18 protein-coding genes are annotated in these 16,236 nt (G+C 73.9%); 10 read left to right on the forward strand and 8 right to left on the reverse strand.

Annotated features, from left to right (window positions below; genetic code table 11):
• The first annotated feature begins 83 nt into the window (after positions 1–83).
• Positions 84–1,211, forward strand: a complete 1,128-nt coding sequence (locus tag ACGFYH_RS27525; RefSeq protein ID WP_393805862.1) for an alpha/beta hydrolase family protein — start codon at positions 84–86, stop codon at positions 1,209–1,211.
• Between the two features lie 222 nt (positions 1,212–1,433).
• Entirely contained in the window at positions 1,434–2,849 is a 1,416-nt protein-coding gene (locus tag ACGFYH_RS27530) for a hypothetical protein (RefSeq protein ID WP_393805863.1), read from the forward strand.
• 30 nt (positions 2,850–2,879) lie between these two features.
• Here the strand turns inward: ACGFYH_RS27530 and ACGFYH_RS27535 are convergent, their stop codons facing one another.
• The gene (locus tag ACGFYH_RS27535) at positions 2,880–3,293 is read right to left on the reverse strand and encodes a VOC family protein (protein WP_393805864.1); all 414 of its coding nucleotides are present in this window, start codon (positions 3,291–3,293) and stop codon (positions 2,880–2,882) included.
• Positions 3,294–3,556: 263 nt separating this feature from the next.
• Between ACGFYH_RS27535 and ACGFYH_RS27540 the strand changes: the two genes are divergently transcribed.
• The 3 genes from ACGFYH_RS27540 (at position 3,557) to ACGFYH_RS27550 (ending at position 6,674) form a co-directional block, all read left to right on the forward strand.
• The gene (locus ACGFYH_RS27540) at positions 3,557–5,155 is read left to right on the forward strand and encodes an ABC-F family ATP-binding cassette domain-containing protein (RefSeq protein ID WP_393805865.1); all 1,599 of its coding nucleotides are present in this window, start codon (positions 3,557–3,559) and stop codon (positions 5,153–5,155) included.
• A gap of 335 nt (positions 5,156–5,490) precedes the next feature.
• Positions 5,491–5,712, forward strand: coding sequence for a helix-turn-helix domain-containing protein (locus ACGFYH_RS27545; protein ID WP_003976983.1), 222 nt, complete (start codon positions 5,491–5,493; stop codon positions 5,710–5,712).
• Between the two features lie 158 nt (positions 5,713–5,870).
• The gene (locus ACGFYH_RS27550) at positions 5,871–6,674 is read left to right on the forward strand and encodes an enoyl-CoA hydratase/isomerase family protein (protein WP_393805866.1); all 804 of its coding nucleotides are present in this window, start codon (positions 5,871–5,873) and stop codon (positions 6,672–6,674) included.
• A 31-nt stretch (positions 6,675–6,705) separates the two neighbouring features.
• Here the strand turns inward: ACGFYH_RS27550 and ACGFYH_RS27555 are convergent, their stop codons facing one another.
• Positions 6,706–7,479 (reverse strand): nucleopolyhedrovirus P10 family protein, encoded by a 774-nt coding sequence (locus tag ACGFYH_RS27555; RefSeq protein WP_393805867.1) that lies wholly within the window; start codon positions 7,477–7,479, stop codon positions 6,706–6,708.
• 87 nt (positions 7,480–7,566) lie between these two features.
• On the opposite strand from ACGFYH_RS27555, the gene ACGFYH_RS27560 reads away from it, so the two are divergent.
• The 5 genes from ACGFYH_RS27560 to amaP are packed head-to-tail and all read left to right on the forward strand — an operon-like array spanning position 7,567 to position 9,930.
• Positions 7,567–8,046, forward strand: a complete 480-nt coding sequence (locus ACGFYH_RS27560) for an Asp23/Gls24 family envelope stress response protein (RefSeq protein WP_393805868.1) — start codon at positions 7,567–7,569, stop codon at positions 8,044–8,046.
• 49 nt (positions 8,047–8,095) lie between these two features.
• Positions 8,096–8,281 carry a hypothetical protein gene (locus ACGFYH_RS27565; RefSeq protein ID WP_393805869.1) on the forward strand — a complete coding sequence of 62 codons (186 nt, stop codon included), beginning with the start codon at positions 8,096–8,098 and terminating at the stop codon, positions 8,279–8,281.
• Entirely contained in the window at positions 8,278–8,661 is a 384-nt protein-coding gene (locus ACGFYH_RS27570) for a hypothetical protein (protein WP_393805870.1), read from the forward strand. The genes ACGFYH_RS27565 and ACGFYH_RS27570 overlap by 4 nt, the downstream gene beginning before the upstream one ends.
• Positions 8,658–9,347 carry a DUF6286 domain-containing protein gene (locus tag ACGFYH_RS27575; RefSeq protein WP_393805871.1) on the forward strand — a complete coding sequence of 230 codons (690 nt, stop codon included), beginning with the start codon at positions 8,658–8,660 and terminating at the stop codon, positions 9,345–9,347. Before ACGFYH_RS27570 ends, ACGFYH_RS27575 begins: the two co-directional genes overlap by 4 nt.
• 4 nt (positions 9,348–9,351) lie before the next feature.
• The gene (gene amaP / locus ACGFYH_RS27580; protein WP_393805872.1) at positions 9,352–9,930 is read left to right on the forward strand and encodes an alkaline shock response membrane anchor protein AmaP; all 579 of its coding nucleotides are present in this window, start codon (positions 9,352–9,354) and stop codon (positions 9,928–9,930) included.
• A gap of 188 nt (positions 9,931–10,118) precedes the next feature.
• On the opposite strand, the gene ACGFYH_RS27585 is transcribed toward amaP, so the two are convergent.
• From ACGFYH_RS27585 to ACGFYH_RS27610, 6 genes are all read right to left on the reverse strand, one after another.
• Positions 10,119–10,874, reverse strand: coding sequence for an SDR family oxidoreductase (locus tag ACGFYH_RS27585; RefSeq protein ID WP_393805873.1), 756 nt, complete (start codon positions 10,872–10,874; stop codon positions 10,119–10,121).
• Positions 10,875–10,879: 5 nt separating this feature from the next.
• Entirely contained in the window at positions 10,880–12,667 is a 1,788-nt protein-coding gene (locus ACGFYH_RS27590; protein ID WP_393805874.1) for a glycoside hydrolase family 15 protein, read from the reverse strand.
• A 73-nt stretch (positions 12,668–12,740) separates the two neighbouring features.
• Positions 12,741–13,532 carry an SURF1 family protein gene (locus ACGFYH_RS27595; RefSeq protein WP_393805875.1) on the reverse strand — a complete coding sequence of 264 codons (792 nt, stop codon included), beginning with the start codon at positions 13,530–13,532 and terminating at the stop codon, positions 12,741–12,743.
• A gap of 80 nt (positions 13,533–13,612) precedes the next feature.
• On the reverse strand, positions 13,613–13,846 hold the full coding sequence (locus tag ACGFYH_RS27600) for a hypothetical protein (RefSeq protein ID WP_393805876.1): 234 nt from the start codon (positions 13,844–13,846) through the stop codon (positions 13,613–13,615).
• Positions 13,847–14,001: 155 nt separating this feature from the next.
• Positions 14,002–14,988, reverse strand: a complete 987-nt coding sequence (locus ACGFYH_RS27605; RefSeq protein WP_393805877.1) for a DEDDh family exonuclease — start codon at positions 14,986–14,988, stop codon at positions 14,002–14,004.
• Positions 14,989–15,091: 103 nt separating this feature from the next.
• Positions 15,092–16,099 (reverse strand): CopD family protein, encoded by a 1,008-nt coding sequence (locus ACGFYH_RS27610; protein WP_393805878.1) that lies wholly within the window; start codon positions 16,097–16,099, stop codon positions 15,092–15,094.
• Positions 16,100–16,236: the final 137 nt, after the last annotated feature.

Here is a 16,236-nt window from a genome sequence, read left to right on the forward strand (position 1 = left end):
ACCGGCTACGGAACACGAGGACTTCGTCACCCGCCGTCCCCCGCCCACTGGCCGCCCGAGGACTCCACCAGGAGACTGGCTCCATGCGCACTGTCACCGCAACGGCAGCCGCCGTCACCGCAGCTCTGGCGGCCGGCGCGGCCAGCCTCGCCGCCGGCCGGCTGGCCAGCGACGCCGCGCTCAAGGCGGCCCCCGGCAGACCCCTGCCGACCGAGCCCCGGCTCACCGTGCACGGCACCGCCGCCGGGCAGATCACCCTCACCAGGGATCTGGCCGCTCTGCGCCCCGGCCGGTACGGGCTGGCCGGCGACGGCTCCCACGCGGTCGTCGGCCCGGTCCTCGACACCGCCGAGCACGGTGCCGACACCGTCGTACGCCGCCTCGAACGCGTCACGCACGGCACCTTCGAGGCCGGTGACCGGGCCTGGTTCACCCCGAACCTGTACGTCGGAAACCCGGGCACCGCCCTCGGCCTCGAGTACGCCGACGTCGAGGTCCCCGGCGAACTCGGCCCGCTCCCGGCCTGGTTCCTGCCCGGGGCCCGCTCGACCTGGATCGTCGCCGTGCACGGCCTGGCCGCCACCCGCGAACACGCCCTGAACGTGGTCGCCCCCCTGCACGACCGGAACATTCCCGTACTCGCCCTCGCCTACCGCGGCGACGTCGGCGCACCGCCCTCGCCCGACGGCCTGCACCACTTCGGCGAGGCCGAATGGCGCGACGTGGACGCGGCCGTCCGCTACGCCCTCGACCACGGCGCCCGCCAGGTCGTCCTGCTCGGCTGGTCCACCGGCGCCACCATGGCCCTGCGCACCGCCGCGCTCTCCGGCGTACGCGACAGCATCGCGGGGCTCGTCCTGGACTCCCCGGTGCTCAGCTGGGAGACCACGCTGCGCGCCCTGGCCGCCGCCCGCCACACCCCCGGCGCGCTCCTGCCGCTCGCCGTCCGTGCCGCGCAGGGCCGCGCCGGGCTGCACCCCGACCGGGACGCCGGCACGGCCGGCCTGCACCGCCCGGGGGTCCCCACCCTGATCTTCCACGGCCCCGGCGACGCGGTGGCCCCCTGGCGCCTGTCCCGCCGCCTCGCCGACACCCACCCGCGCCTGGTCGCCCTCCACACCGTCCGGGACGCCCCGCACGGCGCCATGTGGAACGCCGACCCCGGGGACTACGAGGAGAGCCTCCGCCGCTTCATGACCCCCCTGGTGTGACCCCCCTGGTGTCCCCCCTGGGGCGGCCCGCTTGGTGCGACCCCGTCGGCACGGCCCCGCCCCGCCCCCCGGTCCAGCGCGCGTCACTCCGGTTCCGTTCAGCGCCGTACCACTGGCCGGTTCCGCCCCCGGACACCGTGCCCGGCGCCGCGACGGCCGTCCCCGGGGGCCGCCGGGGCATTCCGTTTGGGTTTTCGGACCGTCAACCGGAAGACTGCACCCGTGACGTCCCGTATCCCGCGCGACTCCAGGCTTCGACTCGTCCGCCCACGACCCCTGGCCGCCGCCCCCCAAGCGATGAATCAGCGGCCCCCGCGCCGCCCCGCGCCGCGCCCTCCCGAGGGCACACCGGCCCGGTCGGAGCTGGCCGGAATGGCGCGCTCCGGTCTGGCCGACGCGGCCCGTGTCGCCCGCTGGGCCGATTCCGCCCTCGGCCCCGGCCGTGGCAGCGCGACCGCCGACGGCAAGGCCACGCTGTCCGACGCGACCGCCGACCACGCGGCCCGCGAACTGGGCCTGTCCGCGGCCAAGGTCCGCGCCGACTGGGACACCGCCCGCCTGGCCGGACTCGTCGAGGTGCATGGCGGCACCGCCCGCCCCGGCTGGCGGCTGCGCGCCTGGAACCGCGACGACAGCGCCGTGCTGCGCGGCTGGGTCGCCCTCTTCGACGCCTGGTCGCTCGCCCGCCCCGAGCCCGCGGAGGAGCCCGCGGTCGTCGCCGAGGTCGTCTCCGCCATGCCCCAGGTGCTCTCCTTCCTCCAGCTGTCCGCGGGGCCCGTCCCCGTGGCGCAGCTCCTGGACCTGCTGGAGCAGCGCGTCACCGAACTGCGCACGGAGCGCTGCGAGGTGCCCTACGGACCCCGGCTCGAGCCCGGCACCCCGCGGGCCCGGCCGGACCAGGACACCACCGCCGACACGCCGCTCGCCCCCCTCCTCGACTGGGCCCTGGCCGCCCTCGCCTCCGTCGGCGCCCTCACCTGCGGCGACGGACACGCGACACTCACCCCGCTCGGCAGCTGGGCGGTCTGGATCAAGCTGGAGCAGATCTGCGTGGCCGCGCAGAGCCCCGCCGGCAACATCGAGCAGTCGGCCGAGGGCATGCTCCGCGGCTGCGCCCAGCTGCGCCCCAACGCCGCCCGCGCCGAGTACCGCGCCTGGCTCGCCGCCCGCCCCGTCGGCAGTGCCGTCGCCGAACTGCTCGGCGCCGCCCGCGGCGAGGACGCCCTGCTGCGCGGCCTCGCCTTCGACGCGCTGCGCGTCGTCGGCGCCCCCGCCGAGCCCGACGTCCGTGCCGTCCTCGACGAGCCGACGCTGCGGCCGTACGCCCTGCTGTGGCTGGCCGAGCACGACGGCGCCGACCCCGAGGACGCCCACGAGGTCCTCACCCGCCGGGAGGCCACCTGGCTGTGGGTCGACACCGCGGCCGCCGTCGCCGACCACGGGGAGGCACCGCTGCTCGTGCGGCACCTGGAGTCGGCGGTGCAGGCCACCGTCCCGGCCCTGCTCGACGAGGTCCGGGCGGTGGGCCACCCCCGCACCGTGCAGGTCCTGGTCGCCCTCGCCGCGGCGCATCCCGACCCGGCCCTGGCCAAGGCCGTACGCCGGGCGGCCTTCCAGGTCCACACCGGGGGCAGCTGACCCGGTCCCCGCAGGACGGACCGCCGGGGGCTACCCGGGTACCTCCGGCGCGTACGTCCCGAAGCTCCAGATGTTGCCCTCCAGATCGCGGGCCATGTAGTCCCGGGAGCCGTAGTCCTGGTCGGTCGGGGGCATCAGGATCTCCGCGCCGTGCTCCACGGCCCGCCGGTGATGGGCGTCGACGTCCGCCACCACGACGTACACCCCCGCGGGCCCGGCCTTCTTCATCGCCTCGTCGAAGCGGCTGCCCGTGCCCTTCGAGCCGAGCATGACCGCGCCGTTGCCCTGGGCCAGCTCGGCGTGGGCCACCGAGCCGTCCTCGCCCTCGTACACCGCGAGCGCGGTGAAGCCGAAGGCTTCGGTGAGCTGCCGGACCGCCGCCTTGGCGTCCGCGTACAACAGCGTCGGACAGATGTCCGGACGCCCGCCCTCGTCGCCTGCCATGCCGATCACTCCCTTGTGAACCGGTGGTCCATAAGTCGCTTTGAACTCGTTCGTCCAGTCTTGCACCGGCCACTGACAACGCTCGCGATCCGCGTCGTCGAACACGGGAGCCCCCGAACGCGGGGCCGCGGATACCGGAACCGGGGAAAAAGCGGTTGCACTACCCCGTTAGACTGGCCCCCATGGCCATTCTCCTCGTGCATTAGACGGCGGGAACCTCCCCAGCCGTCCATCCCGTCACCCACCCGCCCAGGAGTCTGACCGTGATCTCCGCCTCCGGCATCGAGCTGCGCGCCGGTGCCCGCGTCCTCATCGAAAGCGCCACCTTCCGCGTGGCCAAGGGCGACCGCATCGGCCTGGTCGGCCGCAACGGCGCCGGCAAGACCACCCTCACCAAGGTCCTCGCCGGCGAGGGCCAGCCCGCCGCCGGTGCCGTCACCCGCTCCGGCGAGGTCGGCTACCTCCCGCAGGACCCGCGCACCGGCGACCTCGACGTGCTCGCCCGTGACCGCGTCCTGTCGGCGCGCGGCCTGGACACCCTGATCCGCAAGATGCGCGACAACGAACAGCGCATCGCCAACGGCCAGGGCGCCACCCGGGAGAAGGCGCTCAGGCAGTACGAGCGCCAGGAGACCGAGTTCCTCACCAAGGGCGGGTACGCCGCCGAGGCCGAGGCCGCGACCATCGCCGCCGCGCTGAACCTGCCCGACCGGGTGCTCGGCCAGCCCCTGCACACGCTCTCCGGCGGTCAGCGCCGCCGTATCGAGCTGGCCCGGATCCTGTTCTCGGACGCGGACACCCTGCTGCTCGACGAGCCGACCAACCACCTCGACGCCGACTCGATCGTCTGGCTGCGCGACTACCTGAAGAGCTACCGCGGCGGCTTCATCGTGATCTCCCACGACGTCGACCTGGTCGAGACGGTCGTCAACAAGGTGTTCTACCTGGACGCCAACCGTTCCCAGATCGACGTCTACAACATGGGCTGGAAGCTCTACCAGCAGCAGCGCGAGGCCGACGAGAAGCGCCGCAGGCGCGAGCGGCAGAACGCGGAGAAGAAGGCGTCCGCGCTGCACTCGCAGGCCGACAAGATGCGGGCCAAGGCCACCAAGACCGTCGCCGCGCAGAACATGGCCCGCCGGGCCGACAAGCTGCTGGCCGGTCTGGAGGCCCAGCGGAAGTCGGACAAGGTCGCCAAGCTGCGCTTCCCCGAGCCCGCGCCCTGCGGCAAGACCCCGCTGACCGCCGAGGGACTGTCCAAGTCGTACGGGTCCCTGGAGATCTTCACCGATGTCGACCTGGCCATCGACAAGGGCTCCCGGGTCGTCATCCTCGGCCTCAACGGCGCCGGCAAGACCACGCTGCTGCGCCTCCTCGGCGGCGTCGAGAAGCCCGACACCGGCCAGGTGATCGAGGGCCACGGTCTCAAGCTCGGCTACTACGCACAGGAGCACGAGACCCTCGACCCCGAGCGTACCGTCCTGGAGAACATGCGCTCGGCCAACCCCGACCTGGACCTGGTCGAGGTCCGGAAGACGCTGGGTTCGTTCCTGTTCTCCGGCGACGACGTCGACAAGCCGGCCGGTGTCCTGTCCGGCGGTGAGAAGACCCGGCTCGCCCTGGCCACCCTCGTGGTGTCCTCGGCGAACGTGCTGCTGCTCGACGAGCCCACCAACAACCTCGACCCCGCCAGCCGCGAGGAGATCCTCGGCGCGCTGCGCACCTACAAGGGTGCCGTCGTCCTCGTCACCCACGACGAGGGCGCCGTCGAGGCGCTCCAGCCGGAACGGATCATTCTGCTTCCGGACGGCGTCGAGGACCTGTGGGGCGCCGACTACGCGGATCTCGTCGCCCTCGCTTGATCGAATGGATGATCCACTGGTGATGGATCATTCGGCCGATCCGTGATCCACCATCTGTGTGAGATCTCCTCATCAAGAGGTGTGTCCTACATCGATTTCGCGGCCGGGTCCCCATTCGCCGGGGGCCCGGCCGCGGCGCCTTTCTGACCTGGAATTTCGCGGAGAAACCCGTTCGGCCGAACGGCCCCGATTCTCTGGAATCAAGGATTCCGCATGTGGGGACTCGCTCCTGTCGTCACAACCTTGTCTCATCGACCTTGCCGAATGGGTGGCCATCGGGGCCCGGAGGGGTGATCATGAGGAGACCAGAGCGCACTTCCCTTGAGGAGGCACGGGTGGCCGAGACTCTGAAGAAGGGCAGCCGGGTTACCGGCGCCGCGCGCGACAAGCTCGCGGCAGACCTGAAGAAGAAGTACGACGCCGGTGCGAGCATCCGGGCGTTGGCCGAGGAAACCGGCCGCTCGTATGGCTTCGTGCACCGCATGCTCAGCGAGTCGGGCGTCACGCTCCGTGGGCGTGGCGGGGCTACCCGGGGCAAGAAGGCCACATCGGCCTGATGCCCCGGGCGGCCCCTCGGCTCCGATAGTGATGGTGGCCACCCGGCCGGTCGTCCGACCGTCCGGGTGGTTACTGTGCAGTCACATAGCTCTGCCGTGGCACGGCGTTCGCGTCGGCGCGCGGCGGGGACGACGACCGCACCTTTCGGAGGCGCCCCATGGCTTCGCCCGCCCACGACCCCGGTCCCGCACTCGACCAGGACGGCGTGCGGCTCACCGTCGACGACGCGATCGCCACGGTGACGCTGACCAACCCGGCCAAGCGCAACGCGCAGAGCCCCGCTCTGTGGCGGGCGCTCACCGAGGCCGGCCGGCTGCTGCCGGGCTCCGTCCGGGTGGTGGTGCTGCGGGCCGAGGGCAAGTCCTTCTCGGCCGGGCTCGACCGGCAGGCGTTCACGCCCGAGGGCTTCGACGGCGAACCGTCGTTCATCGACCTCGCGCGGGGCGGCGACGCCGAGCTGGACGCGACCATAGCCGAGTATCAGGAGGCGTTCACCTGGTGGCGGCGCAGCGACCTCGTGTCGGTCGCCGCCGTGCAGGGGCACGCCATCGGGGCGGGCTTCCAGCTGGCCCTCGCCTGTGATCTGCGGGTCGTCGCGGACGACGTGCAGTTCGCCATGCGCGAGACCGGCCTGGGGCTCGTGCCGGACCTGACGGGCACGCATCCCCTGGTGTCCCTGGTCGGATACGCCCGCGCGCTGGAGATCTGCGCGACCGGGCGCTTCGTCACGGCCGAGGAGGCCGTGAGCACCGGCCTGGCCAACCTCGCCGTGCCCGCGGAGCAGCTCGACCCCGCCGTGCGCGACCTGGTGTCCGCGGTCCTGGCCGCACCGCGCGACGCGGTCGTGGAGACCAAGGCGCTGCTCCTGAGCGCCGGGAACCGGGACTACGAGGCCCAGCGCACCGCCGAACGGGCCGCGCAGGGACGCCGGCTGCGCGACCTGGCCGGACTCGGGGAGTAAAGGGGCCGCGCGGGGCGCCGGGCGCGGCTCCTCAGCCGACCGCCGTCACCACCACCGCCACCGACGGGCGGTCCGGCAGGGCCAGCGATGCCGCCGTACGGACCTGCCGGGCCACGTCAACGGCCCGGTGGTCGGCGTCCAGTGCCAGCTCCACCCGGACGTGGCGGCGCGGCAGGGCGGGCTCCCGCGGTGGCGGCTCCGTCACCTGCACCGCACGGCCCAGTACGCCCGTCAGCCGGACCACGCCCGGCACCGCCAGCACGGCCCCGGCGACGCGCTCCCCCTCGCCGTCACGGTCGTCGGGGGCATCGGCAGGTCCCGGCCCGGGACCGGCGTCCGGCTCCGACGGCCCCGGCTCCCGGCCGGAAGCCGTATCCGTGGCGGCGTCGACGTCGAGCAGACCGGTCACCCGCAGGTCCACCTCCGCCACCGCGAGGCCGAGCCGCCCGGTCGCCGCGTCCGTCAGCGCGGCACGCAGGCGCGCGGCCGTCGCCTGGAGCGGCTCCGCGGCCGCCGCCGTGTGCCCGGCTACCGCCGCGAAGTCGGCCGTCACCCGCAGCGCACCGGGCGGCAGCGCGCCCGGCGGAGGCGGTACGGCCGGTTCCTGCACGTCGTCCGGGTCCGCGAGCCCGACCCGCAGGTCGCCGGGGCGTACCCCCGCCACGCCCCGGGCCGCGGCCGACAGCACCTCCCGTGCCGCACGCTCGGCGATCCACACCCCGTCCCGCGGGCCGCCCAGCGGCAGCAGCCTGCCGAGCCCGAGCCGTTCCCGCACCGCACGCGTCCACCGGTCCGCCGTCGTCATTCCTCCAGCCTGCCGCATCCGTGGCGCGCCGCCGCGCAACCCGGCCTAACGTGGAGACAGGACTACGACCGGAAGGGACGTACGGCGATGAGCGACACGGAGAGCCAGCGGGCCGAGGACACGACCGACAGCCCCGGAACGGCCAAGGCCCAGACGATGCGACGCGGCGGCGGAGACCCCGGCGCCCGGGGACGGACCACCATCGCCGACGGCGTCGTGGAGAAGATCACCGGAATGGCGGCACGCGACGTCGCCGGTGTGCACGCGATGGGCAGCGGGATGTCCCGCACCTTCGGCGCCGTGCGCGACCGGGTGCCCGGCGGTAGCAAGTCCGAGGTGACGCGCGGGGTGAAGGCCGAGGTCGGTGAGAAGCAGACCGCCCTCGACCTGGAGATCGTCGTCGAGTACGGCGTGTCGATCTCGGAGGTCGCCCGGGACGTGCGGGAGAACGTGGTCGCGGCGGTGGAGCGGATGACCGGTCTGGAGGTCGTCGAGGTCAACATCGCGGTGAGCGACGTGAAGCTGCCCGACGAAGAGGACGAGGAGCCGGAGCCCCGGATCAAGTGAGGCGGACGGTGACGGAAGAGGACCGAACGGTGAGTGAGGGGAGTGCCCCATGAACATGGCCGTGGTCGGCATGATCGCCGGCATGGCACTGGGTTTCGCCGGGTATTTCGGCGGCTTCGGAGCCTTCCTGCTGGTGGCGGCCCTGGGGGCCGTAGGGTTCGTCGTCGGCCGCTTTCTGGAGGGGGACATGGACCTCGGTGACCTCTTCCGTACTCGCGACGACCGGCGGCGGTGACTGGCGTGAGCGGTGGGGCCGGTGAGCTCCTCGAACCCCTGGCCCGCGTGGCGCCGGGCGAGCGCGGTGCCACGCGGATCGCCGACCGCGTCGTCGCCAAGGTCGCCGCCCGGGCGGCACGCGAGGCGATGGGCCCGCTGCACCCGGACGCCGCACGGCCGTACGCGACCGTCGTCGTCCACCACGACACCGCCCGCGTCCGGGTCCACCTGGAACTCGACTACCCGTGCGACATCGGCGCCCGCTGCGCCCAGGTGCGTCACCGAGTCGTCCAGCGGGTACGTGCGTTGGTGGGCATGGCGGTGCCGGAGGTCGCCGTCCAGGTGGAGCGGCTGCACCTGGCGGCGGAGTACGGCGCGAGGGACGGGAGGACCCGATGAACGAGCCCCAGGACCACGGGACGGGAGAGGGCAGCACCCAGCGCCTCCCGGTCGTGGACCGCGGCACGGAGCCGGGCGAGACCCTCGCCCCTGACAGGGACGTGCCCGACGTGCCCGAGGTGCCCGACGCCTCCGGTGGCGGACGGGCCGGCCGCTTCTGGTCCGCGCGCCGCGTCCCCGCCGGCATCGTCGCGCTGCTGCTTCTGGTCCTCGCGGGGTTCTTCCTCTACGACGTCGTCGCCGTGCGCGCCGGCCGGGACGCCCTCGGCTGGCGCCGCGACCTGGCCCGGCAGCTCGCCGAGCGGCCCGTCGACGACACGTGGGCGCTGGTCGGCGCCGGGGTCGCCGCGGCCCTGGGACTCTGGCTGCTCGTACTGGCCCTCACCCCCGGCCTGCGCCGGGTGCTGCCGATGCGGCGCACGCACCCCGACGTACGCGCCGGGCTGCACCGGCGCGCCGCCGCCACGGTGCTGCGCGACCGGGCCATGGAGGTTTCCGGGGTGCAGTCGGCGCGGGTGCGGATGCGCCGCAGCAAGGCCCGGGTGCGCGCGCTGTCGCACTTCCGGGAGCTGGACGCCGTACGGGCCGATCTGGACGGTGTGCTCGACGAGGCGGTACGCGGTCTCGGACTGGCGCGGCCACCCGCCGTGTCGCTGCGGGTGGCGCGGCCCGGACGGAAGGGGTGAGCAGGTGCTCAGGACCGTGAACCGTGTACTGACGGGACTGGTGGGCCTGGTCCTGCTCGCCCTCGGCGGCGCGGTGCTCGCCGTCGGGTTCGATGCCCCCGCGCCCTCCTGGTGGATCCACCAGGGGCCGCACGACGTGCTGCTCAGCAACGCCGAGCGGACCCGGTGGCGGGACGCCGGCTGGTGGTGGCCGGTCGTCATCGCCGCGCTGGCCGTCCTGCTGCTGCTCGCCCTGTGGTGGCTGGTCGCGGTGGTGCGCCGCCGCAGACTCACCGAGGTCCTCGTCGACACCGGTGACGGAGAGGGCGCCTCGCTGCGCGGCAGGGCACTGGAAGGCGTCCTGGCCGGCGAGGCGGACCGGGTGGACGGGGTCGAGCGGGCGAGCGTCCGGCTCACCGGCCGCCACGACGCCCCGGCGACCCGCGTCCGGCTGCTCCTGGCCCCCCATGTGGACCCGGGCACGGCCCTGCACGACCTCACCACCCGTGCCCTGACCCACGCCCGCGACTCGGTGAACCTCGCGTCCCTCCCGGCGGAGGTCCAGCTCCGGGGCGTCAAACACGGGGCCGAGCGGGTCAGCTGAGGCCACCCGAACGCCGAGCCCTCCCGAGGACGCCGCCCCATCACGAGCCGCCCGCGCCCTCCCACCCGGCGGCACGCTCGTGCGCGGGTACGCTCGCCCCGCACGCTGGTGTGCTGCGGTTCGTGTGTCCCGTCCGCGGAGGTCGGCGGGCCCCGGACGCTCCCGTCCGGGGCCGCACCCGACCGGCTCTAGAAACCGTGCCGCACGCCGCCGTCCACCGGCAGCATCACGCCCGTGACGTACGACGCCGCGGGGGAGAGCAGGAACGCCGCCGCGCGGCCGAACTCCTCCGGGGCGCCGTAGCGGCGCAGCGGGATGCGGGACTCGGCGGCCGCCCTGGTCGCCTCCGGGTCGGCGGACAGGCCGTCCAGCTCGCGCACCCGGTCGGTGTCGACGCGGCCCGGCAGCAGGCCGACGACGCGGATGCCGCGCGGGCCCAGCTCGTCGGCGAGGGACTTGGCGAAGCCCGCCAGGCCGGGCCGCAGGCCGTTGGAGATGGTCAGACCCGGAATCGGCTCGTGCACCGAGCCCGACAGCACGAGGCCGATCACACCGCCGTCCGCCAGCTCGGCCGCCGCCGTCCGGGCCAGCCGCACCGCGCCGAGGAACACCGACTCGAACGCCGTCCGCCACTGCTCGTCCGTGTTGTCGGCGACGAACCCCGGCGGCGGCCCGCCCACACTGATCAGTACGCCGTCGAAGCGGCCGAAGCGCTCACGGGCGGTCGCGATCAGCCGCCCGGCGGCCTCCGGGTCGGCGTTGTCCGCGGCCGCGCCCACCACGTCCGGGCCCAGCGCGGCCGCGGCGTCGGTGACGCTCTTCTCGTCCCGCCCCGTGACGACCACCTTCGCCCCGTCGGCGACCAGCTCGCGCGCGGCGGCGTTGCCCAGGCCCCGGGTGGCTCCCGTGACGACGTACACCCGGTCCTTCAGTCCAAGATCCATGGCCCCTATCCTGCCCCCTCCTCCCCGAACAGGGCGAGGGCCGTGTTCACCAGGCCGACATGACTGAAGGCCTGCGGGAAGTTGCCGAGCTGGCGTCCGGCCACCGGGTCGTACTCCTCCGCCAGCAGCCCGACGTCGTTGGCGAGCCCCACCAGCCGCTCGAACAGCGCCCGGGCCTCCTTGGTCCGCCCGGTCGCGTGCAGAGCGTCCGCGTACCAGAACGAGCACACCAGGAACGTCCCCTCGCTGCCCGGCAGCCCGTCGACGGTACCGCCCTCCGTGGTGTACCGGCGCACCAGGCCGTCCCGCGTCAGCTCCGCGCCGATCGCGTCGACCGTGCCGACGACGCGCGGGTCGTCGGGCGGCAGGAAGCCCACGCGCGGAAGGAGCAGCAGCGAGGCGTCCAGCTCCCGCGAGCCGTAGGACTGGGTGAAGGTCTCGCGCACCGGGTCGTACCCCTTCTCGCACACCTCGCGGTGCACCTCGTCGCGCAGTGCCCGCCACCCGTCGAGGTCACCGCCGCGCAGCTCGGGATGGTGCTCCCGCGTCCGCACCGCCCGGTCCAGGGCCACCCAGGCCATCACCTTCGAGTGCACGAACTGCCGGCGCCCGCCGCGCACCTCCCACAGCCCCTCGTCGGGCTCCCGCCACGCCGTGGCCAGGTACTCCATCAGGGCGCACTGCAGCTCCCACACCTGCGGCCGGGGACGCATGCCCGCCAGCCGGGCCAGTGACAGGGAGTCCATGACCTCGCCGTACACGTCCAGCTGGAGCTGGTTGACCGCGTCGTTGCCGATCCGTACGGGCGTGGACTCGGCGAAGCCGGACAGCCACGGCAGCTCGAACTCGGGCAGCCGGCGCTCGCCCGCGACGCCGTACATGATCTGCAGGTCCGCCGGGCTGCCCGCGACCGCGCGCAGCAACCAGTCGCGCCAGGCCTCGGCCTCCTCCAGATATCCGGCCGACAGCAGGGCGCCCAGGGTGAGCGTCGAGTCGCGCAGCCAGCAGAAGCGGTAGTCCCAGTTGCGCACGCCGCCCGGCTCCTCGGGCAGCGAGGTGCTGGGGGCGGCCACGATGCCTCCGGTGGGCCGGTAGGTCAGCGCCTTCAGCGTGATCAGCGACCGGACGACGGCGTCCCGGTGCGGACCGTCGTAGCGGCACCGCGCCGCCCATTCGCGCCAGTCCTCGACACTGTGCTCCAGCGACATGTACGGGTCCACCAGCGGCGGGCGGGGCTCGTGCGAGGGGTGCCAGGTCAGCACGAACGCGACCTTCTCCCCTGCCGCGACCGTGAACTCCGAGTGCGTACCGAAGTCCTCACCCCAGCTGCGCACCTCCGGCTCGCTGCGCAGCCACGCCGAGTCGGGCCCGGCGACCGCGACCCGGTGCCCGTCGGCCCTGCGCACCCACGGCACGATCGAGCCGTAGTCGAAGCGCAGCCGCAACACGCTGTGCACGGTGACCTCGCCGCTGAGGCCCTCCACCACGCGTACGAGGTCGGGGGCGCGGTCGCGCTGGGGCATCAGGTCGGTGACCCGGACCGAACCGTCCGCGGTCTCCCACTCGGTGTCCAGGACCAGGGTGTCCGGCCGGTAGGCACGCCGCGTGCAGCGTTCGGCGCCCTTGGGGGCGATGCGCCAGTGGCCGTTGTCCTCGTCGCCCAGGAGTTTGGCGAAGCAGGCGGCCGAGTCGAAGCGGGGCAGGCAGAGCCAGTCCACGGAACCGTCCGTGCCGACCAGGGCCGCGGTCTGCTGGTCGCCGATGAGCGCGTAGTCCTCGATATGGGGGTGCACGGGGTTCCGTCTTCCCGACCGCGGGCGGAGCAATCGGGTCCGCTCGCGCTTCCCCGGACCGCCCCGTTGGCGGCTACACCGACGCGGGTTCCGCCCGCGCCCGCTCCACGTCAGCGGCGGCCTCCCGGTCGCGCTTCTCGCGACGGACCAGGAACCACCAGCCGACCGGTACGGCCGCGGAGAACAGCCACCACTGGATCGCGTACGCGAAGTTCAGCGCGGCGTCCTCGTTGCCGGGTTTGCCGATCGGCTCCGGGGTGCCGTTCTCCGGCTCCGGCTCGGTCAGGACGACGTACCCGCCGAGCACCCGGGCGTCCAGGCGCGCGGCCTGCTGCTCACTGTTGACGAGCATGATCTGCCGGTCCGGCAGGCCCTCGAGATCCTTGATGCCGCTCGCTTCGGTCGTCTCGTCGGGCATCAGCCGCCCGGTGACGGTGATCTCCCCCCGGGGCGGCGCCGGGACCTCGGGGTATTCGGTCTGGCTCGGGCCGTCCGCCGGGACCCACCCCCGGTTGACCAGCAGCACCCTGCCGTCGTTCAGGACGAACGGGGTCAGCACGTGGTAGCCGACGTTGTCGTCGGAGTTGGTGCGGCGGCGGACGACGACCTCGTGGTCCGCGTCGAAGCGGCCCGTCGCGGTCACGGAGCGGTACCGCTCGTGCGTGGTGATCTTCCTGCCGGGCGCGGTGAGCGACTCCACCGGCACCGGCGCGGCGTCGAGCGCCTGCGCGACCAGGTCGTTCCGTGCGGTGCGTTCCTCGTAACGGTGCATCTGCCACAGGCCCAGCCGGATCATCGTGGGGATGAGCAGCACGGCGACCAGCGTGAGGATCACCCACTGGCGGCACAACAGGAAGCGGTACACCCCACGACGGTACAACTCGGTCGTGGGGTGCGATGCGGCGGGTACGGGTCCGCGCCGGCGCCGGCCGTGGACCCGGGGGGCTAGACTTTGTCGACGATTCCCGCCCTCCCCTCGGCGCGGGCGCAGTGGGCGCCGCAGTACCAGTGGCCCTCGACCTCGACACCCTGGCCGATGATCTGCACCCGGCAGTGCTCGCAGATGGGGGCCATCCGGTGGATCGCGCAGGAGAAGCAGTCGAAGACGTGCACCGCTCCCTGGGCGTGGATCTCGAAGGTCATTCCGTAGCTGTTGCCGCAGACTTCACATGTCGCCATGCGCCACAGGGTGGGCCGTGGCCGCGACGCGGGCGAGCGGGCGCCGGGCGAGTCGCCCGGAATCACCCGTCCGTACGGCCCGCCCGCGACGAGCCACGGCTGACGCGCGGCCGTCGCACGGCTGTCGCGCGGCCGCCGTGCGACTGGCGCGCGGCTCAGTGGTCCGCGGGCTCGACATCCGCGAGCAGCTGCCCGAAAGCCGCCTCGTCCACCACCGGCGTGCCGAACTGGCGGGCCTTGACCACCTTGGAGGTGCCCGAGTCGGGGTCGTTGGTGACCAGCAGGCTGGTCAGCCGGGACAGGCTGGTGGCGACGTGCAGTCCCGCCTCGGTCGCGCGGTCCTCCAGCAGGTCCCGCTCGACGGAGGTGTCACCCGAGAAGGCGACCCGCATGCCCTGCTTGAGCGGTTTGCCCTCTTCGTATCGGCCCGGGTTGGGATGGGGGCATGCGGGCCTTTTACGAGCGGGGCGCCAACTGTTCGGCCGATAGCTTCCGTAGCCCGCCTGCTGTCCGATCCGGGGCGCGGACCGGTCCGACCACTCGGTCAGCGGCCGGCACTCGTGCAGCGGCAGCCGCACGTCACCCGCCGCCGCGGCGAGCAGGCTCGGCCGGAACGCCTCCGCCAGCACCCGCGCGTCGTCCAGCGCGTGGTGCGCGCGCTGCTGTACGACGCCGAAGTGCGCGGCCAGCGACTCCAGCTTGTGGTTGGGCAGCGGCAGGTCCAGGGCCTTGGACAGGGCGATGGTGCACAGCCGTTGACGCACCGGCGCCTCGCTCCTCGCGCGCGCGTACTCACGGGCGATCATCTGCCAGTCGAAGACCGCGTTGTGCGCGACGAGGACCCGCCCGTCGAGCCGGGCCGCGAACTCCTCGGCGACGTCCGGGAAGAGCGGCGCGTCCCGGAGCACGTCGTTCGTCAGGCCGTGTATCCACACCGGCCCCGGATCGCGCTGCGGATTGACCAGGGTGTACCAGTGGTCCTCGACCTCGCCGCGGGCGTCCAGCCGGTAGACGGCCGCGGAGATGATGCGGTCGTCGCGGGCCAGGCCGGTGGTCTCCACGTCGACGACCGCGTACCCCTGCGGATACGCGGCCGGCCACGCCGTGGCGGACGGCGCTGCGGTCGTGCGGTCTTCGAGCATGGTCAATGAGGATACGGGCCGGAACCGACACCCCGGTCCCGCAGGGGGCCCGTTCCGTCAGATTCCGCGTGGCCGGGGAGCGTTGCGGCACCCCGCCGCGCGCTCACCACCGGATCGGCACCGGAAGGGCCGTCAGGAGCCCCGACACCGCGACCACCACGCCCAGCGCGACGACCTCCGCGCGCGCGGGTGAGCAGGCGGTCAGCGGGTCGGCCGCGCGGCTCAGCCGGACCCTGGCCCACAGGGCGAGGACGGCGACGGCGGCCACCAGCAGCACCTTGGCGAGCAGGACACGGCCGTACGCCGTGTCCGTCAACTGCTCCGCGATCGTGCCCGGCGGCATCCGGCGCAGCGAACTGCACACCCCGGTCGCCGTGAGGGCGGCCAGCAGAACGGCCGCCACGCGTGCGTAGAGGCCGAGCAGGGCCGGCCCCGCCTCCGCTCCCCGCCACCCCCGCAGGGTCCGCAGCGCGTACAGCAGGCCGCCCACCCACAGTGCGGCGCACGTCAGATGGACCAGGGTCAGACCGGAGCCGAGCAGTGGGCTGTACTCGGTCGTGGGGTGTGCGCGCAGCGCCTCCGCGACGGTCACGGCGGCCAGCGGCCAGACCTGGAGCCCGGACCGGCGCGAGGTGGCACACAGCCCCGCGGCGAGGAACCCGTTGACCTCCAGGAGCGCGAGCTTGCCGTCGCGCGACGCGTAGAGGCCGCCGACGTCGATGTCGGCCGCGCTGTCCGGCACGAGGTTGCCGGTCGCCACCACCGACGCCACCACCAGCGCGGCGACGAAACCGGCGGTGGCCGCGTACGGCGACCAGCTGCGGGGCCTGGCCGGGGGAGCGGCGGGCAGCGACCGGGCCAGGCGGCCTACGAGGAGTTCGCCGAGCGGAACGCTCAGCGCGGCGAAGAGCACCGTGCGCAGCAGGGCTATGCCACCGGTGCCGGGTGCCTCGGCCTCCCCGGTGCCGTGCAGGGCGGGGACCGGACCGAGCACGGGTATCAGCGCGCCGACTGCCACCAGCGCGAGTACGGCCACGGTCCGGCCGGTGCCGGGGGGCCGCGGGTGGCGTCCGGCGTCGGCGGTCCGGGCCGGGGGGCGTGTCGAGGTCACCCCAGGATCCTCACCAAGTCACCGGATCCGGGCAAGTTCCGGAGGAGCCGGCCGTGGCGGGGCGCACCGTCGGGGCGCCTGGGCGGCAGGGCCGTCGCGGGTACACGACGACGGTCCTGCCGAACCCGTTGTACGCG

Origin of the sequence: Streptomyces sp. NPDC048392 (genome assembly GCF_043200575.1) — a bacterium.
Taxonomy (GTDB): Bacteria; Actinomycetota; Actinomycetes; order Streptomycetales; family Streptomycetaceae; genus Streptomyces.